The following is a 22,936-nucleotide window of genomic DNA, read 5'->3' as shown; positions in this document are numbered from 1 at the left end:
TGGTACGGTGCGGCGGCTTGCGCCCGGTGTTGCGTCAGGCGGCCCGGCTGAGCGCTGCCCTGCGGGCCACCGAGTTCCTGCGCGCCGTCCTGAGCATGTCAAGGGTCAGCATGAGCAGCGCGAGCCACACCACGCCGAACCCGATCCAGCGCTCCACGGTCATGGCTTCCCGGAACACCAGCAGGGCCACCAGGAACTGCAGCACGGGCGCAAAATACTGGAGCAGCCCGATGGTGGTCATGGGCAGCCGCCGCGCGGAAGCGCCGAAGAAGAGCAGCGGGACGGCGGTGATCACGCCGGAGGCCAGCAGCAGCCAGAAGTGCCCGGCGCCCTGTGAGGTCAGTGTGGCGCTGCCGTTCGCGGCCAGGACCACCATGGCCACGGCGGCCAGCGGGGCCAGCACCATGGTCTCCACGCTGAGGCTGGTGATGGCGTCCACCCGCGATCCCACCCGGTTCTTGACGAAGCCGTACAGGCCGAAGCTGAAGGCCAGGGTCAGGGCGATCCACGGCAGCTTGCCGTAGGAGTAGGTGAGGACGCCTACGGCCACGAAGCCGACGCCCACGGCGGTCCACTGGAGCGGCCGCAGCTTCTCCTTCAGGACCAGCACGCCGAGGAGCACCGAGACGAGCGGGTTGATGAAGTAGCCAAGGGACGTTTCCACCGCCTGTCCGGTGGTCACGCCGTAGGTGTAGGTCAGCCAGTTGATGGCGATCAGGAAAGCGGCCAGCGCCAGGGAGCCAAACACCCTCCGGTCCTTCAGCGCGGTCACCAGCGCGCCCCAGGCCCTGGTGACCGTGATCAGGAGGGCGCAGAACAGGAGCGACCACACCACGCGGTTGGCCACGATTTCGACGGCGCCGGCCGGCATCAGGATGAAGAAGTACAGGGGGAGCAGCCCCCACAGAACGTACGCGCCGATGCCGAACAGCATTCCCGCCGTCGTGTCCTTGGCCAGAGGCTTGGGGCCCGCACCCAGAGGCTTGGGGCCCGCGGGCCCCGTCGTTCCTATTCCGGACCGGGCGGGGGAGGAAGTGGCTGTGGGGGTTCTGTCTGGCATGGGCACGCTGTCCATAACAGCATCCCCCTGGCAGGTATTCCAGCAGGCGGGCGGGGAAATCCGGAAAATAGTCAGTAGGCTTGCTTTCATGAAATGTGCCCGTACCCCGCAGCCGGCCCCATGAGGCTCCGGCGCAGCAACGCCTCGGGCCGCGGCTACCGCAGGGTGCCGGCCGGCAAAGGCTTCAGTTACCGTGACCTGGACGGCTCCACCTTGCCGCCCGGTCCCATCCGCGACCGGCTGGAAAGCATCGGCATCCCGCCGGCATGGACGGACGTCTGGATTGCCCCGTTTGAGAACGGCCACATCCAGGCCACGGGCGTGGACGGGGTAGGCCGGCGCCAGTACATCTACCATCCCGAGTGGCGGGAGCGAAAGGACCGGCTGAAGTTCGACCGGTCCCTCCAGCTCGCCGAATCGCTGCCTGCCGCCCGCCGCCGGGTCACCATGGACTTGCGCAGCGAGGGCTTCACAAGGGAGCGGGTCCTGGCGGGGGCGTTCCGGATGCTGGACAGCGGATCCCTGCGGGTGGGGTCTGAACGGTACACCAACGAGAACGGCAGCCGGGGCCTGGCCACGCTGCTGTGCGCCCACGTCCAGGTGCGCAAGGACCGGATCCTGCTGCGCTTCCCCGCCAAGAGCGGCAAGGACTGGGAATCGGAAATCCGCGACCCCGATCTCGCCGTCCTGCTGCGCCTGCTCAAGCGCCGCGGGCCCAATGCCCGGCTCCTGGCCTACAAGGAGGGCAGGACCTGGCGTCCGGTAACCAGCGCGGACATCAATGCCTACGTGAAGGAACGGACGGGCTCGGACTTTACGGCCAAGGACTTCCGCACCCTGCGCGGCACGGTGGCGGCGGCGGCAAGCCTGGCCCGCACGGGCGCCCAACGAACGGCGGCCAAACGGAAGCGGGCCATCAGCCGGGCCATGCACGATGCCGCGGAGACGCTGGGAAACACACCCTCAATCGCCCGCAAGAGCTACGTGGACCCCCGCGTCCTGGACCACTACCACGCGGGCGAAACCATCGACCCTAAGCGTCTGGACTCGGCCGAGTCCGAGCTGCGGGCGCTCCTGTACCGCGAGGGCAAGGTGGTGGCCCTGGCCGCCAACTAGAATGGGCGACTGTGTGCTGCATGACGCGGCGCAGTCTCATGAAACGTGAGCAGGACCAGTTCAGAAGGGCTCCCGGTGTCCAATCAGAGCGAAACCGCCGCCAACCGTCCCCTCCGCGTCGCCATCGTCGGCGCGGGACCGGCAGGAGTCTATGCTGCGGACATCCTCACCAAGTCCAGCGGGGTGAAGGACGGCGACTTCCAGGTCAGCATCGACCTTTTCGAGGCCTACCCGGCGCCCTACGGCCTGATCCGTTACGGCGTGGCCCCGGACCACCCCCGCATCAAGGGCATCGTGAACGCCCTCCACAAGGTCCTGGACCGCGGCGACATCCGGTTCCTGGGCAATGTGACCTACGGCCGGGACCTCACGCTGCACGATTTCCGGGCCTTCTACGACGCCGTGATCTTCTCCACCGGCGCCGTGAAGGACGCGGACCTGGAGATTCCAGGGATCAACCTGCAGGGCTCGTTCGGCGGCGCCGACTTTGTCTCCTGGTACGACGGCCACCCGGATGTTCCCCGCGAGTGGCCGCTGGAGGCCCGGGAAATCGCCGTCATCGGCAACGGCAACGTGGCCCTGGACGTGGCGCGCATGCTGGTCAAGCACCCGGAGGAGCTGCTGACCACCGAGATTCCAGACAACGTCTACCAGGGCCTGAAGACCTCGCCCGTGACGGACGTGCACGTCTTCGGCCGCCGCGGCCCGGCCCAGGTGAAGTTCACCCCGCTGGAACTGCGCGAACTCAGCCACATGAACGATGTGGACATTGTCCTGTACCCGGAGGACTTCGAATTCGACGAGGCGTCGGACGAAGCGATCCGGAGCAACAACCAGGTCAAGACCATGGTGAACACACTCACCAACTGGCTGGTGGAGGAGCACGCGGAGTCGGAGAACCCCTCCTCACGCAGGCTGCACCTGCACTTCCTGCACAGCCCCGTTGAAGTGCTCGACGACGGCACCGGCAAGGTGGGCGGCATCAAGTTCGAGCGCATGCAGCTGGACGGGGCCGGCAACGCCAAGGGCACGGGGGAGTACGTCGAGTACCCCGTCCAGGCGGTCTACCGGGCCATCGGCTACCACGGCTCCGCCCTGGACGAACTGGAGTACGACGCCAAGCGCGGCGTCATCCCCAACGAAGGCGGCCGCGTCCTGGACGCCGGAGGCAACCCCGTCCCGGGCATCTACACCACGGGCTGGATCAAGCGCGGCCCCGTCGGGCTGATCGGCCACACCAAGGGTGATGCGCTGGAGACCATCGGCTTCCTGCTGGAGGACCGGCTGAACCTCCCCGCAGCACAAAACCCGGATCCGCAGGCCATCATCGACCTGCTTGAGGAACGCGGCATCGAATACACCACGTGGGAAGGGTGGAACAGGCTCGACGCCCACGAGGCAGGCCTGGGCGCCGCCTGGACCGGTCCCGAGGGGCTGGACCACGTGGTGCGCGAACGGATCAAGGTGGTGCCGCGGGAGGACATGATCCGCATCTCCCGCGGCTGACCCTTTACTTACCCCGGCGGCAGGTCATGTCCTACGGAGGGCCATGAGCAGGAATGTCATTCAAACTACCTTTGACGGCTTAATGGAGAGTGCCGGATTCTCGAAGACCAGCGGATCCTGGTACCGCATCACCGACGACGTGATCACCGTGGTCGAACTGCAAAAGTCGCAGTACGGATTGCAGTACTACGTGAACATTGCCCTGTGGCTGCGGCCTCTTGGCGAAACCAGGACCCGAAGGAGCAGGTGTGCCACGTCCGGACCCGCCTCTCACAGCTTGTTGGAGGCGAAGAGGACCAGCTCGCAGCTCTGCTGGATCTTGACGTCCCGATGCCTGAAGATCAACGGGCCGAGGATCTCACGTCTTTCCTCACTGTCCACTTGGGGCCAGTGCTGGAGGCGGTAGCGAGCATCAAGAGTTTGCGCGAAGACCCAGGCCAGAAGGTGGTTGCCGCATCCTTGGTCAGAGGTGCAGCGCAAAAGCTGGTAGCCGTTCAGGGTCCGCCGGTTTGATCCGACGCGGATCCGGAAGGGAACAGCCACCGGGGGAGCCGCAGCGGGCGCGGATGCTCTGGAAGAGCTTGTTGGGGTACACCCATGACAGGGAGTTCTTACCGGGCTATGCTGGCTTGGGTATCCAGCCATGCACAGCTGAAGCTGAGTCCGGCGCGCAGGAGTGCGCGGGCTTGAAATGACAGTGCCGCACGCTTGCACTTCCCGGGAGTTCGATGACGAACCTGCTCCAGCCTGAACCGCGCCAGCGTGCCGCCCTGGCCGGACACGAGCGCCTGGATCACGCCCTGGCCGGCGCCGCCACTCCCGAAATCCCCGGCCTGCGCAAACTCATCAGGGAATCCTGGCTGCGGTCCGCCAGCTTCAAGGCAAACCCGGACAACACGGCCGCGCCTCTGGCCCTGGACTTCGAGGAGCTGGAGGAGTACCGCCGGCAGCACCCCCTGGCCGCGATCATGCCGGTCATCAACAAGCTCCTGGTCCAGCCCAGCCACGACAGCGGACTCCTGGTGGCCGTGGGGGATGAAGTGGGCAGGCTCCTGTGGGTGGACGGGGACCCCACGCTGCAACGCCGGGCCGAAGGGATGATGTTCGTCCCCGGCGCCGACTGGTCCGAAGCCAGTGTTGGCACCAGCGCCCCGGGCACCGCCCTGGCCCTGGGCAGGGGTATCCAGATCGCCGGCGCCGAGCATTACCAGCGCACCGTCCATCCCTGGAGCTGCACCGCCGTCCCCTTCCATGACCCCGATTCGGGCGCCGTGCTCGGCGTCGTGGACATCACCGGAACGGCCACGGCGGTGGCGCCGCACACCCTGTCCCTGGTTGAGGCAACGGTGGCGGCCGCCCAGGCGCAACTGCGGGTGGAGCGCCTGCAGCATGCGGCGGAGCTGGCCAGGAAGCCGGTACGACGACGGTCCCCGGCTGCTGCAGGAAGGCAGGGCCAGGGTGCCAAGGAAGGCAGCCTCTACCGGAACAGCCTGCAGCTGCTGGGCCGCGACCAGGCACTGCTCAGCCTGGATGGCAAGACCGTTTCCCTGTCCGCCCGGCACAGCGAGATCCTTGCCCTGCTCAGCATGCACCCGGACGGGCTCACAGCGGAGGAACTGAGCTCGCTGCTGTATCCAGGGGACGGCTCCACCATGACACTGCGCGCCGAGATGGTCCGCCTGCGCAAAGTCCTCCAGCAGCTCTCCCCGGAGGCTGTTCCCGGCTCGCGCCCCTACCGCCTGCCCATCGACCTGGTGCCGGACACGGGCCAGGTGCTCAGTTGCCTGCAGCGCGGTGCACACCGGATTGCCCTGGAGATTTACCGCGGCGGGGTGCTTCCGCGCTCCGAGGCACCGGGCATCGTGGACTTGAGGAACAGGGTTTCATCCCTGCTGCGGGAAGCGGTCCTCACCGATGGCAGTGCCGAGTCCCTGCTCAAGTACGCCACGCTTCCCGAGGCAAGTGACGACGTCGAAATCCGCCGCGCCGCGCTCCGCCTCCTGCCGCCGCGCTCACCCAAGCGGGCCGCCGTCGTGGCCGACCTGGAACGGCTGGAAGCCGAATTGCGCGCCTAATTTGTATCTTGGGTTCCGAGGATGGGCCCACGCCTGCAGGGTTCCCTGGCCGAGCTTGCGAGGTTAGGGGGGGCAGGTGGGGCGCAACCTTGCTGCAACCTCCCGGCTCCTACGCTGTCTTCAACGGCGGACGCCCCTGTGGCCCGCCTCCTGCACAGCAAAGGAGCTAAGCACATGACCGTTTATGCACAGCCGGGAACCGACGGGTCGAAGGTCACTTTCAAGGACCGGTACGAAAACTGGATCGGCGGCGAATGGGTGGCCCCCGTGAAGGGGCAGTATTTCGAGAACATCACCCCGGTGACCGGCAAGGCGTTCTGCCAGGTGGCCCGCGGCACGGCGGAAGACATCGAACTGGCGTTGGACGCTGCGCACAAGGCGGCCCCTTCCTGGGGCAAGACCTCCGCCGCAGAGCGCGCCGCGATTCTGAACAAGATCGCCGACCGCATTGACGAGAACCTGGAAATGCTGGCCGTCGCCGAAACCTGGGACAACGGCAAGCCGGTCCGGGAAACCCTCAATGCCGACCTTCCGCTGGCCGCGGACCACTTCCGCTACTTCGCCTCGGCAGTCCGTGCCCAGGAAGGCAGCCTGTCCCAGCTGGACGAGAACACCACCGCCTACCACTTCCACGAACCCCTGGGCGTGGTGGGCCAGATTATCCCGTGGAACTTTCCCATCCTCATGGCCGTCTGGAAGCTTGCGCCCGCGCTGGCGGCCGGAAACACGGTGGTGCTCAAACCCGCCGAGCAGACCCCAAGCTCCATCCTGGTGCTGGTGGAACTCGTTGGCGACCTGCTGCCCGCCGGCGTGCTGAACGTGGTCAACGGCTTCGGTGTGGAGGCCGGCAAGCCACTGGCGTCCAGCTCCCGGATCCGGAAGATCGCCTTCACCGGTGAGACCACCACCGGCCGGCTCATCAGCCAGTACGCCAGCCAGAACCTCATCCCCGTCACCCTGGAACTGGGCGGCAAGAGCCCCAACATCTTCTTCAACGATGTGGCCCAGGACAACGACGCGTTCTACGACAAGGCCCAGGAGGGGTTCGCGCTGTTCGCCTTCAACCAGGGCGAAGTCTGCACCTGCCCGTCCCGCGCGCTGATCCAGGAGGACATTTACGACTCCTTTCTGGCGGACGCCGTGGCCCGGGTGGAAAAGATGGTCCAGGGCAACCCGCTGGACACCGATACCCAGGTGGGTGCACAGGCCTCCAACGACCAGCTGGAGAAGATCCTGTCCTACATCGACATTGGAAAGCAGGAAGGCGCCAAGGTCCTCACCGGCGGCGCCCGCGCAGAACTCCCGGGCGACCTCGCAGGCGGCTTCTACGTCCAGCCCACCGTGTTCGAGGGCCACAACAGGATGCGGATCTTCCAGGAGGAGATCTTCGGGCCCGTGGTGGCGGTGACGAAGTTCAGCGACTACAACGACGCCATGGGCATCGCCAACGACACCCTCTACGGGCTGGGCGCCGGGGTCTGGTCCCGCAACGGCAACGTGGCCTACCGGGCCGGCCGGGAAATCCAGGCCGGCCGTGTCTGGGTCAACAACTACCACGCCTACCCGGCCGGCGCTGCCTTCGGCGGCTACAAGTCATCCGGCATTGGCCGTGAAAACCACGCCATGATGCTGGACCACTACCAGCAGACCAAGAACCTGCTGGTCAGCTACGACGAAAACAAGCTCGGCTTCTTCTAAACCCCGCCCCAGGACCCACCCCAACCCAGCTACAACGAAGCAAGGATCGCCAATGATGACGACAATGCAAGCAGCCGTAGTAACCGAATTCGGCAAGGACCTGCAGGTCCAGACCCTCAACGTCCCCACACCCGGACCCGGACAGGCGCTGGTTAAGGTGCTGACCACCGGCGTTTGCCACACCGACCTCCACGCAGCCGCGGGGGACTGGCCGGTCAAGCCCACCCCGCCGTTCGTTCCCGGCCACGAGGGCGTGGGGGAAGTGGTGGCACTGGGCGAGGGCGTCACCGACCTCCAGGTTGGAGACCTGGTGGGCAACGCCTGGCTCTGGTCCGCCTGTGGTGACTGCCAGTACTGCCGCACCGGCTGGGAGACTCTCTGCGAAGCCCAACAGAACGGCGGCTACAGCGTTGACGGCTCCTTCGGGGAGTACATGCTGGTGGACTCCCGATTCGCGGCCCGCATACCGGCGGGATCCGACCCCGTCGAAGTGGCACCGGTACTCTGTGCCGGCGTCACCGTCTACAAGGGCCTGAAAATGACCGAGGCCCGGCCAGGCCAGTGGGTCACCATCTCCGGCATCGGCGGACTGGGGCACATCGCCGTCCAGTACGCCGTCGCGATGGGCCTGCGGGTGGCCGCCGTTGACGTTGCCGACGACAAGCTGGCCCTGGCCAGGGCCCATGGAGCCGAAGTGACCGTCAACGCCCTGCACGAAAACCAAGTGGAGGTCATCCAGCGTGAGACAGGAGGGTGCCATGGAGTGCTGGTTACCGCGGTGCATCCGTCAGCATTCGGGCAGGCCATCGGCATGGTCCGCCGTGGCGGCACCATCGTTTTCAACGGCCTGCCGCCGGGGGACTTTCCGGCACCGATCTTCGAGATTGTGCTCAAGGGACTGACCGTCCGTGGCTCCATCGTGGGCACCCGGCAGGATATGGAGGAGGCCCTGGACTTCTACGCGCAGGGCAAGATCCACCCCACCGTCTCCGTCCGGGAGCTCTCCGAGGTCAACGCCGTCTTCGATGAGATGAAGCACGCCAAGATCGACGGCCGCGTGGTGCTGAGGTTCTGATGCCCGCCCATGGGATCGATGCCGCCGTGACGCTGCCCGGGGAAGACTTTTCCCGGGTGGCGCTCACGCCGGCGGCCGTGGACCTGCTGCGGCTGCTCTGGGACCGGCACGGACAGCTCATGTTCCACCAGTCCGGGGGCTGCTGCGATGGGTCCTCGCCCATGTGTTACCCGGCAGGGGAATTCATCACGGGGGATTCGGACGTCCTGCTGGGGCTGTTCGACCTGTCCGACGGGCTGCAGCCGCTGCCGCTGGAGTTCTGGATGTCCCGGGAGCAGTTCAGCTACTGGAGCCACACCCATCTGACCATCGATGTGGTGCCGGGCCGGGGGAGTGGATTTTCGGTGGAGGCACCGGAGGGCAAACGCTTCCTGATCCGGTCCACGCTGATGGAATGGCCCGCCTAGCAAGTTCGACTTATATGCACTCGGGGCTCTCCAATCGGAGGGCCCCGAGTGCGTTGGCAGAAGAATATTCGGCCAGCAGCCCGTCTCACTATTCGGGACGATTGGGGCCGTCCAGTGGATGGACACTATCGTTGATAGGTCTGTTTCCCTCACAAACCAGGATTGTGACCCCTTATGAATCTTCTGCGGACAAAATCCATCGAGCAGTCGATCGCCGACGCCGATGAGCCCGGACGAAAGCTCAAGCGCTCCCTCAGCACCTGGGACCTCATGATCATGGGCGTCGCCGTTGCTGTCGGCGCCGGTATCTTCTCCGTAGGCGCCAAGGCCGCTGCCAACTTTGCGGGCCCCGCCGTTACCGTCTCCTTCGCCATCGCCGCCGTCACGTGCGCGCTGGCCATCATGTGCTACGCCGAGTTCGCCACTGCCATCCCCGTGGCCGGCTCGGCCTATGTCTTCACCTACGCCACCATGGGTGAACTCCTTGCCTGGATCATCGGCTGGAACCTGATCCTGGAACTGTTCACAGCAGCCGCCGTCATTGCCAAGTACTGGGGCATCTACCTCAGCAAGGTGTTTGCCCTGACGGGCCTGGACGTCCCGCCGGCCATTTCGCTGGGCGGCGTGGACCTCTACTGGGGCGCCTTCCTGATCGTGGCCATCTTCACCGTGCTGCTCGTGCTGGGCACCAAGCTGTCCGCCCGAGTGGGCAACATCTTCACCCTGATCAAGATCGGCGTGGTGCTGTTCGTGATCGTGGTGGGCTTCACCTACGTGAAGGTGGAGAACTACAGCCCGTTCGTTCCCGCCGCCGAGCCCACGGCAGGCACCGGCGCCGCGGACGTCCTGAAGCAGTCCTTCTTCGGCTTCCTGACCGGCGCCGCGCCCGCCCAGTACGGCACCATGGGCATCTTCGCCGGCGCCGCACTCGTGTTCTTCGCCTTCATCGGCTTTGACGTGGTGGCCACCTCCGCCGAGGAAGTCAAGAACCCGCAGAAGACCCTGCCCCGCGGCATCTTTGGCGGCCTGGCCCTGGTCACGCTGCTCTACATCCTGGTTTCCCTGGCCCTGACCGGCATGGTGTCCTACACCCAGCTTGCCGAGGCCAAGAGCCCCACCCTCACCACCGCCTTCGAGGCCGTGGGTGACACGTCCGCCGCCAAGGTCATCGCCTTCGGCTCCCTGGTGGGACTCACCACCGTGATCATGGTGCTCCTCATGGGCCTGTCCCGTGTGGTCCTGGCCATGAGCCGCGACGGCCTGCTGCCCCGGTCGCTGTCCAAGACCAGCGACAAGCGCTCCACGCCGGTGCGCCTCCAGATCATCTGCGGTGCCGCGGTTGCCCTGGTGGCAGGCCTCACGAATGTGGACCTGCTCGAGGAAATGATCAACATCGGTACGCTGTCCGCGTTCGTGGTGGTCAGCCTGGGCATCCTGGTGCTCCGCAGGAAGCGCCCGGACCTGAAGCCCGCTTTCCGCGTCCCGTTCGGCAAGGTGCTGCCCATCGTTTCCGCAGTGCTGTGCCTGTACCTGATGACCAACCTGGCCGTGGAGACCTGGATCTTCTTTGCCATCTGGCTGGTCATCGGCCTGGCGATCTACTTCGCCTACGGACAGCGGCACTCCCGGCTCAACGAGCGCTTCGCCGAAGCCAGCATGTCCGTCAACGGCGCACCCGCTGCAGCCGGGACCGAAGCAGCCAGTGAGCGCGACGACGAGGACGAGCTGAGCCGCACCTGACGGCCCGCCACTCCCGCTGTTGAACTGCCCGCCCGGCCTCTGCCGGGCGGGCAGCCGCGTCTAAAAGCAACGTGGGTTTCTGCGGTCCCTGCTTTCAGCGGCTCTGCATCCCGGTGGTTCAGGGTGCCGCAAACCGGCCCACCCATTCAATGAGCGGACGGAGCTGCCGCCACCTGCCTGCGATTTCCTCCGCGGCTGCTTCCGTGGAAATCCACTCCGCCCGGCCCAGGTGGCACCCGCTGTACAGGGTCTTGTACTTGAGGAGTTCCGCCCGTGGATGGTCCCTGCCGAAACCGCGGGGAACGGTCTTGAGTTTCTCCCCGTCAATACTGAACCCGGCCGCCGCAATAGCATCCACGATCTCCTGCAGTGCGGCGCCGCTTCCGGAGGCATCGGCCGCGGCCCGGAACCTGGCCAGTTGAGCCGGCGTATGGGAACGGTAACCGCCTCCTACTAACAGCCCGTCCGCACCGACCTGCAGGTAGTAGCCCACGCCTTCCTGCCGGGTGGCGAACGCGCCCTGTGCCGTTTTGTAGGGTGACTTGTCCTGCGAGAACCGCACGTCACGGTAGGGGCGGAACAGCCTGGCAGGGCCAAACTCGGGCTCAAGCTGCCCGAGGAGCCCGGCGATAGGTTCCCTCACGGCCCTGTGGTAGGTGTCCTTGTGCGCAAGCCACCACTCGCGGTTGTTGTTGTCCTCCAGTTCCTCATAGAACCGGAAGGCCTCCGGGGGAATGCCTGAAAATGTGTCCATGAACGGAGCCTAGGACGGGTGCCGGGAGCGGGACAGGGGTCCTGGGCCGTATGTGCAAAAAGACGTTATGTGCAAAAGTGCCGGGACCGAAAAGACCACCCCGCCACGAATCCGTGGCGGGGTGGTCTTTCAGTTCAACCGGCAGGGTCAGCCGATCTTGTTGGCGGACTCTGCATCCGAGGTGGGTGCCGACGGGGCTGCACCGGCACCGAGGTTGGCGCGCAGCTTGGCGCCCAGTTCGGCGTCGACGTTGGTCCAGTACTGGATGGCACGTTCCTTGATGTCGGAGCGCTTCACGCCGCCCACGGCGCCGGTGATCGTCTCCAGGAAGCGGGCCTTTTCACCTTCGTTGTAGACCTCGCGGTACAGCGCGCCGGCCTGGACGAAGTCGCCGTCCTCGGCGTGGAGGGAGTGCGCGGCGAGGGTGAGCTCGCCGTCGTTCTCCCAGCCGCCGGCCGGGTTCTGCGGCTCAAGTGCAGCCGGGCCGCCAAAGGTGTTGGGGGCGTAGACCGGAACCGAGGGGGCGTTGAAGAGGAAACGTCCCTGGCCGTCCTGGCTGTAGTTGTTGACCTGATTCCTGGGCTGGTTCACCGGGATCTGGGCGTGGTTGGTGCCCACGCGGTAGCGGTGCGCGTCCGCGTAGGAGAAGATGCGGGCCTGCAGCATCTTGTCCGGGGAGGCGGCGATGCCGGGCACGAAGTTCGACGGCGCGAAGGTGGCCTGCTCGATCTGAGCGAAGTAGTTCTCCGGGTTCTTGTTCAGCTCCATCGTGCCCACCTTGATCAGCGGGTAGTCCGAGTGCGGCCAGACCTTGGTCAGGTCGAACGGGTTGAAGCGGTAGGTCTTGGCGTCCTCGTACGGCATGACCTGCACGTGCAGGTCCCAGGACGGGAAGTTGCCGGCTTCGATGTTCTCGGACAGGTCGCGGATGTAGAAGTCCGCGTCTGAACCGGCAAGCTGTTCCGCCTGCTCGGAGCTCATGGAGTTCACGCCCTGGTTGGACTTGAAGTGGTACTTCACCCAGAACCGCTCGCCCTCGGCGTTGATCCACTGGTAGGTGTGCGAGCCGTAGCCCTGCATCTCGCGCCAGGAGGCGGGCAGGCCGCGGTCACCCATGAGCCAGGTGACCTGGTGGGCGGACTCGGGGGACAGGGTCCAGAAGTCCCACTGCATGTCGGCGTCGCGCAGGTGGGTGCCCGGCAGGCGCTTCTGGGAGTGGATGAAGTCCGGGAACTTGATGCCGTCGCGGATGAAGAAGACGGGGGTGTTGTTGCCCACGAGGTCGTAGTTGCCCTCGGTGGTGTAGAACTTCACGGCGAAACCGCGGGGATCGCGCCAGGTGTCCGGGGAGCCGTTCTCGCCGGCGACCGAGGAGAAGCGGATCAGCATGTCGGTTTCGACGCCTGGCTGCAGGAACGCGGCCTTGGTGTACTTGGAGATGTCCTCGGTGGTCTTGAACGTGCCGAATGCACCGCCGCCCTTGGCGTGCACTACGCGCTCCGGAACCCGCTCGCGGTTGAACTGGGCGAGCTTCTCAATGAGGTAGTGGTCGGTCAGGATGATGGCACCATCGGCACCAACTGACTTCGAGTGAGCGTCGGACGTAACCGGCGCACCTGACTGGGTTGTGGAAACGGCAGTCATTGTTCTCCTATTTCTCTTTTTCTTGCGAGGGACTGTGGGAAGGAAGTTGCTGGGCCTGCTGGCACTCCTGGCAGATGCCCTGGTACATGACATCCGCAATCTGGATGGTCATGGGCTTGGCGTCCGGGTTCCAGTGGGGCGTGAGGCAGGGGGCATGGCCGACGGCGCAGTCCACGTCCTCCACGCGGCCGCAGCTGATGCAGATGGCGTGGTGGTGGTTGTCGCCCACGCGTGTTTCATACAGGGCGGGGGAGTGCGGCGGCTCGAAGCGGCGCAGCATGTGCAGGTCCGTCAGGTCGCCGAGGACAACGTAGACGGACTGGGCCGTCAGTTCCGGCAGTTCGGCCCGGGCGGCGGCAAGGATGCTTTCGGCAGGGGAATGCGGGTGGCGTTCGACGGCGGCCAGAACAGCCAGCCGCTGCTTGGTCACCCTGCGTCCGTGGGCGCGCAGGGCTGCAGCCCATGCGTCCTGGCCGTCAAAGTGCTCTGTCATGGCTCCATTGAAACACTTATTTTGAGCAACTCACAATAAGGCGCGGTTAACCTGATCGTGTCGCCCACTACTGTTACGGGGTGGGGAAATTACTTGCCGATGTCACGCCGCTCAGGGAAAGCCCCGCCTTCCGCCGGCTGTGGCTCGGATCGGCAGTGTCCGCCGTCGGCAGCCAACTCACCCTGGTGGCCGTAAGCCTCGAGGTATACCGCCTGACGCAGGACAGCTTCTATGTGGGCCTGCTGGGCATCTTTGCGCTGGTTCCCCTGGTTGTCGGTGGACTGATGGGGGGCTCCATCGCGGATGCCCATGACCGGAGGCGGATTGCCCTGCTGGCCACCACCGTGCTGTGGCTGACCACCGGCCTGATCGCGCTGCAGGCCTGGGTGCAGCTGGGCAACGTGTGGGTGCTGTACCTGCTGGTGGCGCTGCAAAGCGGGGCCCAGGCCATTAACCAGCCGGCCCGCAGCGCCATCATCCCCATGCTCATCCGCAAGGAACTCCTGGCGGCCGCCAATGCGCTGAGCATGCTGTCCATGGGCCTTGCCATGACCGCGGGGCCGCTGCTGGCCGGCCTGCTGGTGGCGTGGCTCGGATTCGGCTGGACCTACACCATCGACTTCGTGAGCTTTGCCTTTGTCCTGTGGGCGGTCTACCGGCTGCCACCCATGGCACCCACGGGGGGCCACAGCAAGGCGGGGATCCGCTCCGTCATCGAGGGGTTCCGGTTCCTCGGCACGCGGCCCAACCTGCGCATGACCTTCATCATCGACCTCGTGGCCATGATCCTCGCCCAGCCGCGGGCGCTGCTGCCAGCCGTCACGGCCCTCATGATCGGCGGTGGCGAGGCAACCGTGGGCATCCTGCTGGCCTGCACCGCCGTCGGGGCCTTCCTGGCCGGCCTGTTCTCCGGGCCGCTGGGCAGCGTGCGCCGGCAGGGCACCGCGGTCGTCGTCTCCGTGATGGGCTGGGGCGCCTCCATCGGGGCGTTCGGCCTGGTGGTGCTGCTGGCCGGCCCCGCGCCGGGCGGCGCAGTGACCCTGTGGCTCCTGCCCGCTGCCGTCTGCTGTGGCCTGGCCGGCATCGCCGACTCCATCAGCAGCGTCTTCCGCAACACCATCCTGCAGGCTGCGGCCCCCGACCACCTGCGCGGACGGCTGCAGGGCGTCTTCATTGTGGTGGTGGCCGGCGGACCCCGGATCGGGGACCTGCTGGCCGGCGGCGCCACCAGGATCCTGAATGAGGGCTGGGTCCTGCTGATGGGTGGAGTGCTCTGCATCGCGGGGGCATGGCTCGCGGCGAAACTCCAGCCCGGCTTCCGGCAGTATGATGCCCGGAACCCGGTGCCCTAGCAAGCCGTTCCTTAAGCAAGGAGGAAACGTGCACAACCATCACAACGGCCTGAAGACCGCGGCGCTTTTCGGGGTGCTGTGGGCGGTGCTCCTGGGCCTGGGCGGGCTCATCGGGGTGGGGACGCGCAGCTCGGCCCCTATCTGGATCATGGCCCTGATCGGCGTCGGCACCACGTTCTACGGCTACTGGAACAGCGACAAGATTGCCATCCGGTCCATGCAGGCGTTCCCGGTATCCGAAGCGCAGGCACCGCAGCTTTACCAGATCGTCCGTGAGCTTTCCATGCGCGCCAATCAGCCCATGCCGCGCATCTATGTTTCGCCCACCATGAACCCCAATGCGTTCGCCACCGGCCGCAACCCCCAGAATGCCGCCGTCTGCTGCACCGAGGGCATCCTGCAGCTCCTGGACGCCCGCGAGCTCCGCGGCGTCCTGGGGCACGAACTGATGCACGTCTACAACCGGGACATCCTCACCTCATCCGTGGCCGCCGCCGTCGCCGGTGTCATCACCTCGGTGGGGCAGATGCTGCTGTTCTTCGGTGGCGGTGACCGGCGCAACGCCAACCCCCTGGCCATGATCGCCATGGCCCTGCTGGCGCCGTTCGCGGCGTCGCTGATCCAGATGGCCATCTCCCGCACCAGGGAGTACGACGCCGACGAGGACGGTTCGCAGCTCACCGGCGATCCGCTGGCGCTCGCCTCAGCCCTGGCCAAGATCGAGCGCGGCGTCACCATCGCGCCGCTGCCGCACGACCAGCGGCTGGTCAACGCCTCACACCTGATGATCGCCAACCCGTTCCGCGGCGGTGCCATGAACAAACTGTTCGCCACGCACCCGCCCATGCGGGACCGGATCGCCCGCCTGGAGCGGATGGCGGGCCGGCAGCCCTAGCTATCCAGGGCACACTTCTAGGTGAAGAGTCCTTCGCCGATGTAGCCGCCCGGCTTCACGCCGCCGGGGACGGCGAAGAGTCCCGAGCCCGTGTGCTTCAGGTACTCGACGGCCAGCGTGTCGCCTTTCGCCATGGCCATCTGCATGGGGACGTAGTGCGTCCGGGGATCGGTGACGAAAGCGATGAAGAACAGCCCGGCGTCGAGATGGCCAACGCCGTCGGAACCGTCCGTGTAGTTGTAGCCCCGGCGCAGCATCTGCACACCGTTGTTGTGGCTGGGGTGGGCCATCCGGACATGCGAATCCAACGGAATGAGGGGTTTGCCGCCCTTGCCCTGCCGGTCGAAGTCCGGGTTGGTGAACTCCTCGCCGCCGGACAGCGGCGCACCCGTGCCCTTGGTCCTGCCGACCAGGGCCTCCTGCTCGCCCAGTGACGTGCGGTCCCAGATTTCGATGTGCATCCGGATCCGGCGGGCCACCAGGTAGCTGCCGCCGGCCATCCAGGCATCCTGGGGCCGCGCGGCCCGGGCCCACACGTGCTGGTCCAGCAACTGCTCATCCTCGACCTTGAGGTTGTTGGTGCCGTCCTTGAACCCGAACAGGTTCCGCGGGGTCTGCTGTGCGCGGGACGTGGATGATGTCCGGCCGAATCCCAGCTGGGACCAGCGGACCCGGACCTTCCCGAATCCGATCCTTGCCAGGTTCCGGATGGCGTGCACCGCCACCTGCGGATCATCCGCGCAGGCCTGGACCACCAGGTCACCGCCGCTGCGCCCGGGGTCCAGGTCATCGCCGGGAAAATGCGGCAGGTCGATCAGGGCCTCGGGCCGGCGGCCGTCCAGGCCGAAACGGGCCCCACCGTCCTTTTCGAACAGGCCCGCCCCGAATCCGAAGGTCAGGGTCAACTTTCCGGCGTTCAGGTCCAGTGCTTCGCCGGTGTCCTGGGGCGGGGCACCGTACGGTCCGTCCACGGCACCTGTTGCCCCGGCCGGACGGCCCTGCGTCAGGGCCTCCGCAGCCTCGGTCCAGTCCTTGAGCAGCTGGATCAGTTCATCCCGCTTGGTGGTGGTGACGTCGAACGCTGCCATGTGCAGCCGGTCCTGGGCGGCGGTGGTGATGCCCGCCTGATGGTCGCCGTGGAAGGGGACCACCAGGCTGTCTGCAGCCGGCGGCGCGGCGGAGGCGGCTACGGCGTCGTGACCGAGGAAGCCGGCGGCCAGGCCGGCGGCTGCACCGCCCAGCCCGGCGATGCCAAACAGGCCGCGCCTGCTTAGGCGCGTTCCCGCCGTCGGCTGTTCCCTGTCCCTGCCATCACGCGGCGGGTCAGCGGAAACGGCGGATCCGTCCGGCCCGGAGGCCTCCGGCGGCCGGCCGCCAAACGGGCACCCGGTCACAGGACCACGGCCGCTGTCAGCCGGGACAACGGTTCCCCGAGCGCGTCCACCAGTGAGGCGAGCCGCTGGACCTGTTCGGGGGCCAGCTTGTCATAGGAGGTGAAACCGGAGCCTTGGGCATGGGTGGCAAGTTCGGCCTGCAGGGCAGCGAACTTCTCATCCAGGGAGGCGGCCAGGGCTGCGTCCTTCTGCTGGAGGGCGGGCTTGAGGTTCTCAAAGGCGATGCGGGCGCCGTCCACGTTCGCCTGGAAGTCCCAGAGGTCGGTGTGCGACCAAATTTCTTCTTCCCCGGTCACCTTTCCGGTGGCTACCTCATCCAGCAGTTCCTTGGCGCCGTTGCCCAGCGCATCCGCCGTGAAGTCCAGGGTCTTGGTGCGCTCCACCAGGTCCTTGGTATCGGCCACCATGCGGTCGGCGATGGCGGACCGTTCGGCCGCAGTCATTGCGGTGTACTCCGCCGGCGGGAAGAGGTCCTTTTCGGCGCGGTGCCAGCCGGTCCACTCCTGGCCCGGTTCAAGGTCGGCCTCGCGGGCGTCGAGCTGGGGGTCGAGGTCCCCGAAGGACTCCGCCACGGGTTCAATCCGTTCCCAGTGCTGGCGCGTCGCGGCATACAGGTCACGGGCCTGCGCGGTGTTGCCCGCTGCGAAAGCCGCGGCAAACTGTTCTGTGCCGGTGAGCAGCTGTTCGCTCTGGTCCTTTACATAGGACGAGTACTGTGCGGTGGCAGTGTCCAGGAGGTGCTGGAAGTCCGCGTCCGCCGTGGGCTGGTTTCCGGACTGGGTGACCTCCAGGGCGCCCCTGATGCCGTCGCCCTCCATGCCGGGCTTGCACGCCGTGGTGTAGGTGCCGGCCGGGGCGGTGACCACCAGGTTGCGGGTCAGGCCCGGGCCGACGTTCTCCACCTCGCCCAGGATGCGCAGGCCGTCCGAGGCCAGGAGGTAGAACTCGGTGACTTCGGTGCCTTCATTCTTTACCGAGAAGTTGAGGTTGCCGCTGGGCACGCGGCCGGTGGACACCTTGCACTCGGTGTTGGAGCTGACCACCTCGATGGCGCCGCCCGAGGGGTCTGCCGCCTTGGTGTTGTCCGTGCAGCCGGTTAGGAGCAACGGGACGGCCACGACGGCGGCAGCGAGGCCTGCGGGCCTGTTCCGGAAAGCGTGGCGGGGATTCTGGGGCAGGGAAAAGCCGGGCATGGGGAAGTCCTTTGAGTGCGGGGGCGGGGATGAAGGGTCAGACGGCTGCTGCGGCCTTGACGGCAGCGTTGGTGCCGGAAGCGGCGGGGCCGGCCTGGGCTTTGCGGTTGATGCACAGGTAGAGGAACAGTACGGGCACCACGTACAGGAGCCACGCGGCAGCTTCCAGCCAGGTGGTGGCCGGGGAGAAATTCAGGGTGCCCTTGAGCAGGGTGCCGTACCAGGACGACGGCGGGACTGCGCCGCTGATATCGAACGCCAGGGAGTGCAGCCCCGGAAGGAGGCGGGCCTCCTGGAGGTCGTGGATGCCGTAGGACAGGACGCCGCCGGCGATGACGATCAGGGCCGCGCCCGTCCAGGTGAAGAACCGGGAGAGGTTGACCTTGAGGACGCCACGGTGCAGCAGATAACCGAGGCCGGCGGCAACTGCCAGGCCCAGCAGGGCGCCGACCAGCGGCTGGGTGGATTCGCCGGTGGCTTTGGCCGCGGCCCAGAGGAAGAGCGCCGTTTCAAGTCCTTCACGTCCCACGGCAATGGCGGCCACCACGGCCAGGCCCCAGCCGGCTCCGCCCGTGGACCTGTCAACGCGTGATTTCAGGTCACTTCCGAGCGTCCGGGCGGTGCGTGCCATCCAGAAGACCATCCACGTCACCAGGCCGACGGCGAGGATGGAGAGTCCACCGCCGATCGCCTCCTGCGCCTCAAAGGTGAGCCCCTTCGGACCGAAGGTCAGGAGGGCCCCGAATCCAACCGAAACGGCCACAGCCGCGGCAACGCCGGCCCAGAGCCGGGGGATGAGGTGGCGGCGGTCCGTCTTGGCCAGGTAGGCCATGAGGAGGACTATCACCAGGGTGGCTTCGAGTCCTTCGCGCAGGCCGATCAGGAAGTTGGCAGTCATGGATATTCTTTCACTCAGGTAAGCCTTACTTAGGCAGGCCTAAGGAAGAGGTTACCCGGCGCGCGCTATTACGCAAACTAAACGTGCGGTAATTGCGCGCAGGTTACTTTGGCAGCACGCGCGCGTGAAGTACCTCCTGGCACGCAAAAGGCCGGCGCACCTGCTTCGGGCGCGCCGGCCTTAAAGCGCAGCGTGAATGGTGTGCCGGATATGACGGCGGGGAGGGCTAGCTGCGGAAGTTCACGAACTGCAGGTCGGCCTCGTCGAAGTCCTTCAGCAGCGCCATCACAGCCTGCAGGTCATCACGGGACTTGGAGGAAACCCGCAGTTCATCGCCCTGGATTTGGGACTTCACGGACTTGGGGCCCTCGTCGCGGATCAGCTTGTTGATCTTCTTGGCCAGGTCCTGGGCGATGCCTTCCTTAATGGATGCCTCCAGGCGGAACTCCTTGCCCGAGGCGTAGGGCTCGCCGGCGTCCAGGGACTTCAGCGAAATTCCGCGGCGGATCAGTTTGGACTGCAGTACGTCCAGGACCGCCAGGACGCGCTCCTCGGAGTTGGCCTTCATGAGGATCTTCTCGCCGCTGAAGTCCACCTCGGCGCCGACGCCCTTGAAGTCGTAGCGCTGGGCGAGTTCCTTCTGGGCCTGGTTGAGCGCGTTGGCCACTTCCTGCTTGTCCACTTTGCTTACGACGTCGAACGTTGACTCGCCTGCCATGACTCTCCTTTGTTGATGGGAGCCCTGCGCGGGGACAGGGCCTGGATCACTGCCATCCAGCCTAATACGGATGCCCCGGGGGATGGGGGCCGCGCATTCACAGTTCCCTCTCAGCGGACGCATCGGCGGAACGAAGGAGCGTCGGTGAGAGTTGGAGCAGTTGTACCCCAGTCTGAAGGGAACGCCATGCACCGCAAAGCCGCCCGTTACGTCACCCGGACCACCGCAGCAGCAGCCGGGGCGGTAGCCACGGCGGCAACCTCGGTGGCGGCGGCAGCAGTGGCCGCTTCCATCATCTTCAGCCCGGTGGCAGATGCGTCCTCCCGCATGGACGGGGTGCGGGCGGACCTGCAGCGGGCTGTGCAGCTGAATCAGATCACCGAGGAGCAGGCCTTGAGCTTCGAGGCCAAGCTGGCCGGTCGCATCCTGGGCGAGGCCTAAACCGCCGATTTTCCGCGCCGTTGCAAGGTTTTTGCGGCCGACCATGCCCCGATTCGATTCTTCGGCGGAAGTTCTGTAAAGTTGTCTTGCCCGCGGTTACTGAAGCGGAACGGACCGGAAACGGACCCTTCCGAACACTGCATCAGCGGGTACTTCTTTTGAAGTTCGGCAGATTACCCGAGCGGCCAAAGGGGGCTGACTGTAAATCAGCTGGCAACGCCTACGGGGGTTCGAATCCCTCATCTGCCACCCTCCCGGATTTCCGGGAACATAGACCCGTTCGGATCTCTTCGGAGGTCCGGGCGGGTCTTTTTATTGCTTCGTGGGCACGGTTGTAAGCACACCGCTGCGCTCCCACGTTTTAGTGAAGCGAACAGGAAGCCACGCCTGATCTGACAGTAGAAGAGATGCGGAAGGCGGATCCTCCTGGAGGTAGTTCGGCCGGTAAAGTCTCCCAAGGCAAAGTAGCTTCGGCGGACAGATATGGATCTGTACGGATGCAGGCCCGACCTGCGAAATTGCATGTTGCTGGTGTTGGTTCACGCCAGTAACTTTGTGGAGGCGGCTTCCCATTTTCCCCCATTTGGGAGGACGTCCCAGAGAGGCCCCGCGGCGACCCCCAATGCCACGGGGCCTCTCGCATGGCTGGGAAGGGGGCGCTGGCCAGAGTCCGATCAAGCCTCCGGAACCACCAGGTTCCGGAGGCTTTTTCGAGCCCCTTTTCTTGTCTCCGGGCAGGCTGTGGAGGCCGCCTGCAGACGTTGCCAATCCGCCGTCGACACCGTGTGGGTGCGGGCGTAGTCTGGCAGAATCGGCGCACCTGCCTCGATGCCCTGCGTCGATATTTCCATCGATGAAGGAGGATTCAATGAGTGCTGTACGCGAATTCATGACCACGGATGCGAGATGTATCCGTGAAAGCGAGTCCCTTGTGGACGCCGCCCGGATGATGATGGACCTCGACTGCGGCGCCCTTCCCATCTGCGGGGATGACGGCAAGTTGAAAGGCATGATCACCGACCGCGACATTGTGCTCAAGTGCGTCGCCGCCGGCCGTGACCCGGGCCAGATGATGGCCCGCGACCTCGCCTCCGGCAAGCCGTACTGCGTCGACGCCGACGCCAATGTGGATGCAGCCATCGACATGATGGAAAAGCACCAGATCCGCCGGCTCCCGGTGATCTCCGACCACAAGCTCGTTGGCATCATCAGCCAGGGCGACATTGCACGCAACTACTCCGAACAGCGCGTGGGGGAACTGTTGGAACACATCTCGGAGCGCCACGGGGTGTAGCGGCGGCAGCGCAGCATGGCCTTGTCCGCGGATCCACCCCTTGAAGGTTCGGACCCGCGGACAAGCTTTGGAAATATCAGTTCACTGCATTCAGTTCAGGGCGATCAGGAGCATCTGGCTGGTGCCGGGGATGCAAGTCTGCAGGATCGCCCGGGGGAAACCGCCGAACACTGAAATGACGTCGTTGGTGGTTCCGGGATTGGGGACTGTCCCGCGCCCCGTGACGGTAAAGGTTCCATAGCCGGGGATGCTGACCGTCTCACCCACGCCGATTCCGGAGAACCTGGCCCACCCGCCGCAGAAGTCATGCTCCGTGATGAAGAGTGAGTAGCCGTCGTTGGGCGTGTAGTGGATGGGCCCGATGCACGCGTCAACCATGGACTGGCCGCCGGAGCCTGCAACGTAAATGGTCCGGATTGCAGGTGCTGCGGGCACGAAAACCGGCGCCGGTGCTGGTGCCGCGGCGGGAGGGGGTGCCGCGGCGGCAGGGGCAGGCGCCGCAGCCGGAGCCGGCGCAGCCACTGCCACGGGTGGGCCGTTCAGCAGGAGCGTCTGGCCAGGGTAGATGGTGCTGTAGGCGCTGAGCCCGTTTGCGGCGAGCATGGCGTTCATGTCCACGCCATGGCTGGCGGCGATCACACCCACCGTGTCACCGGGCGCCACCGTGTACAGGTTGGGGTCACCGGCAGGTTCGGGGGCGGGTGCTGGTTCCGGCGCCGGTGCCGCCGGTGCTGGTTCGGCTGGAGCCGGGGCGGGGGCAGCCTCAGCTGCCGGCGCAGCAGCCTGTGCCGCCACCGCCGATACCGCACCCGGATCGGCGGATGACCCGGCCTCCGTGGCTGGTTCGGCTGCGGCGCTTGGCGACGCCGGTGAGGCGGCCTCTGCCACCTGTGCAGCCGCCGTCGTACCTCCGCTGAAAGTCGTGGGTGCGGCCAGTGCGCCCACGCCCACCGCCGCCACAACGGCCGCCGTGGCCATTCCGGCCCACAGCCTGTTGCTGATGACCGGCCGGCCGGTGTTGAGGTCGGTCCGCGGTTCGTCGGTGGCGAAGCTTCTGCTGGTGCCGTCGGGGGAGGGGTGGAAAGGCTGGCTCATGGAATTGGCCCATCTGGGTTCGGTCCAGCCCGGCTGTGCTGCTGCACGCCGGTGTGCCGGACGGATGGAGAAGTCATTGCACCGCCGG

21 protein-coding genes, 1 tRNA gene and 1 pseudogene are annotated in these 22,936 nt (G+C 66.1%); 13 read left to right on the top strand and 10 right to left on the bottom strand.

Annotated features, from left to right (window positions below):
* Positions 1-34: 34 nt before the first annotated feature.
* Complete coding sequence (gene rarD / locus FBY36_RS03290) at positions 35-1,060, bottom strand: EamA family transporter RarD (RefSeq protein WP_142117326.1); 1,026 nt, start codon at positions 1,058-1,060, stop codon at positions 35-37.
* Positions 1,061-1,180: 120 nt separating this feature from the next.
* On the opposite strand from rarD, the gene FBY36_RS03285 reads away from it, so the two are divergent.
* The 3 genes and pseudogenes from FBY36_RS03285 to FBY36_RS21120 form a co-directional block, all read left to right on the top strand.
* A complete protein-coding gene (locus FBY36_RS03285; RefSeq protein WP_142122455.1) occupies positions 1,181-2,176 on the top strand; it encodes a DNA topoisomerase IB in 996 nt (331 codons plus the stop codon).
* Between the two features lie 75 nt (positions 2,177-2,251).
* Entirely contained in the window at positions 2,252-3,682 is a 1,431-nt protein-coding gene (locus FBY36_RS03280) for an FAD-dependent oxidoreductase (RefSeq protein ID WP_142117325.1), read from the top strand.
* A gap of 43 nt (positions 3,683-3,725) precedes the next feature.
* Positions 3,726-3,908 (top strand): annotated as a pseudogene (locus FBY36_RS21120) (DUF4304 domain-containing protein); the annotation flags it as partial.
* A gap of 44 nt (positions 3,909-3,952) precedes the next feature.
* On the opposite strand, the gene FBY36_RS20765 reads toward FBY36_RS21120, so the two are convergent.
* Positions 3,953-4,225, bottom strand: a complete 273-nt coding sequence (locus FBY36_RS20765) for a hypothetical protein (RefSeq protein ID WP_235008694.1) — start codon at positions 4,223-4,225, stop codon at positions 3,953-3,955.
* A 185-nt stretch (positions 4,226-4,410) separates the two neighbouring features.
* On the opposite strand from FBY36_RS20765, the gene FBY36_RS03270 reads away from it, so the two are divergent.
* From FBY36_RS03270 to FBY36_RS03250, 5 genes are all read left to right on the top strand, one after another.
* Positions 4,411-5,757, top strand: coding sequence for a GAF domain-containing protein (locus FBY36_RS03270; RefSeq protein ID WP_142117323.1), 1,347 nt, complete (start codon positions 4,411-4,413; stop codon positions 5,755-5,757).
* Positions 5,758-5,931: 174 nt separating this feature from the next.
* Entirely contained in the window at positions 5,932-7,455 is a 1,524-nt protein-coding gene (gene exaC, locus FBY36_RS03265; protein WP_142117322.1) for an acetaldehyde dehydrogenase ExaC, read from the top strand.
* 52 nt (positions 7,456-7,507) lie between these two features.
* Positions 7,508-8,530, top strand: coding sequence for an alcohol dehydrogenase AdhP (gene adhP, locus FBY36_RS03260; protein WP_200830421.1), 1,023 nt, complete (start codon positions 7,508-7,510; stop codon positions 8,528-8,530).
* Complete coding sequence (locus tag FBY36_RS03255; protein ID WP_142117321.1) at positions 8,530-8,937, top strand: DUF779 domain-containing protein; 408 nt, start codon at positions 8,530-8,532, stop codon at positions 8,935-8,937. The genes adhP and FBY36_RS03255 overlap by 1 nt, the downstream gene beginning before the upstream one ends.
* 174 nt (positions 8,938-9,111) lie before the next feature.
* Positions 9,112-10,677: an amino acid permease gene (locus FBY36_RS03250; protein WP_142117320.1), complete on the top strand. Its 1,566-nt coding sequence runs from the start codon at positions 9,112-9,114 to the stop codon at positions 10,675-10,677.
* Positions 10,678-10,795: 118 nt separating this feature from the next.
* On the opposite strand, the gene FBY36_RS03245 is transcribed toward FBY36_RS03250, so the two are convergent.
* The 3 genes from FBY36_RS03245 to FBY36_RS03235 all read right to left on the bottom strand — a co-directional run bounded on the left by FBY36_RS03245 (position 10,796) and on the right by FBY36_RS03235 (position 13,568).
* On the bottom strand, positions 10,796-11,431 hold the full coding sequence (locus FBY36_RS03245; RefSeq protein WP_142117319.1) for a DUF2461 domain-containing protein: 636 nt from the start codon (positions 11,429-11,431) through the stop codon (positions 10,796-10,798).
* A 147-nt stretch (positions 11,432-11,578) separates the two neighbouring features.
* On the bottom strand, positions 11,579-13,075 hold the full coding sequence (locus FBY36_RS03240) for a catalase (RefSeq protein ID WP_142117318.1): 1,497 nt from the start codon (positions 13,073-13,075) through the stop codon (positions 11,579-11,581).
* A 7-nt stretch (positions 13,076-13,082) separates the two neighbouring features.
* Entirely contained in the window at positions 13,083-13,568 is a 486-nt protein-coding gene (locus tag FBY36_RS03235) for a Fur family transcriptional regulator (protein ID WP_142032178.1), read from the bottom strand.
* 80 nt (positions 13,569-13,648) lie between these two features.
* On the opposite strand from FBY36_RS03235, the gene FBY36_RS03230 reads away from it, so the two are divergent.
* Together FBY36_RS03230 and htpX are read left to right on the top strand one after the other, a co-directional pair.
* On the top strand, positions 13,649-14,920 hold the full coding sequence (locus FBY36_RS03230; protein ID WP_142117317.1) for an MFS transporter: 1,272 nt from the start codon (positions 13,649-13,651) through the stop codon (positions 14,918-14,920).
* A gap of 28 nt (positions 14,921-14,948) precedes the next feature.
* Positions 14,949-15,815 carry a zinc metalloprotease HtpX gene (gene htpX / locus FBY36_RS03225; RefSeq protein WP_142117316.1) on the top strand — a complete coding sequence of 289 codons (867 nt, stop codon included), beginning with the start codon at positions 14,949-14,951 and terminating at the stop codon, positions 15,813-15,815.
* 17 nt (positions 15,816-15,832) lie between these two features.
* Here the strand turns inward: htpX and efeB are convergent, their stop codons facing one another.
* The 4 genes from efeB to FBY36_RS03205 form a co-directional block, all read right to left on the bottom strand.
* Positions 15,833-17,209 carry an iron uptake transporter deferrochelatase/peroxidase subunit gene (gene efeB / locus FBY36_RS03220; protein WP_142117315.1) on the bottom strand — a complete coding sequence of 459 codons (1,377 nt, stop codon included), beginning with the start codon at positions 17,207-17,209 and terminating at the stop codon, positions 15,833-15,835.
* Positions 17,206-18,402, bottom strand: a complete 1,197-nt coding sequence (gene efeO / locus FBY36_RS03215; protein ID WP_142117314.1) for an iron uptake system protein EfeO — start codon at positions 18,400-18,402, stop codon at positions 17,206-17,208. The genes efeB and efeO overlap by 4 nt, the downstream gene beginning before the upstream one ends.
* A 37-nt stretch (positions 18,403-18,439) precedes the next feature.
* Entirely contained in the window at positions 18,440-19,300 is an 861-nt protein-coding gene (efeU, locus tag FBY36_RS03210; RefSeq protein WP_142117313.1) for an iron uptake transporter permease EfeU, read from the bottom strand.
* A gap of 226 nt (positions 19,301-19,526) precedes the next feature.
* Positions 19,527-20,018 (bottom strand): YajQ family cyclic di-GMP-binding protein, encoded by a 492-nt coding sequence (locus FBY36_RS03205; protein WP_142032167.1) that lies wholly within the window; start codon positions 20,016-20,018, stop codon positions 19,527-19,529.
* A 186-nt stretch (positions 20,019-20,204) separates the two neighbouring features.
* On the opposite strand from FBY36_RS03205, the gene FBY36_RS03200 reads away from it, so the two are divergent.
* From FBY36_RS03200 to FBY36_RS03190, 3 genes are all read left to right on the top strand, one after another.
* Complete coding sequence (locus tag FBY36_RS03200) at positions 20,205-20,459, top strand: hypothetical protein (RefSeq protein ID WP_142117312.1); 255 nt, start codon at positions 20,205-20,207, stop codon at positions 20,457-20,459.
* A 167-nt stretch (positions 20,460-20,626) separates the two neighbouring features.
* Positions 20,627-20,708, top strand: a tRNA-Tyr gene (locus FBY36_RS03195).
* 619 nt (positions 20,709-21,327) lie between these two features.
* On the top strand, positions 21,328-21,753 hold the full coding sequence (locus FBY36_RS03190) for a CBS domain-containing protein (RefSeq protein ID WP_142117311.1): 426 nt from the start codon (positions 21,328-21,330) through the stop codon (positions 21,751-21,753).
* 90 nt (positions 21,754-21,843) lie between these two features.
* Here FBY36_RS03190 and FBY36_RS03185 read toward each other — a convergent pair whose 3' ends face one another.
* Positions 21,844-22,848 (bottom strand): LysM peptidoglycan-binding domain-containing protein, encoded by a 1,005-nt coding sequence (locus tag FBY36_RS03185; RefSeq protein ID WP_142117310.1) that lies wholly within the window; start codon positions 22,846-22,848, stop codon positions 21,844-21,846.
* Positions 22,849-22,936 lie beyond the last annotated feature (88 nt).

It is taken from the genome of Arthrobacter sp. SLBN-122 (assembly GCF_006715165.1).
GTDB lineage: Bacteria > Actinomycetota > Actinomycetes > Actinomycetales > Micrococcaceae > Arthrobacter.
The sequence above is the reverse complement of the archived record's forward strand: the minus strand, read 5'-3'. Positions and strand labels throughout refer to the sequence as shown.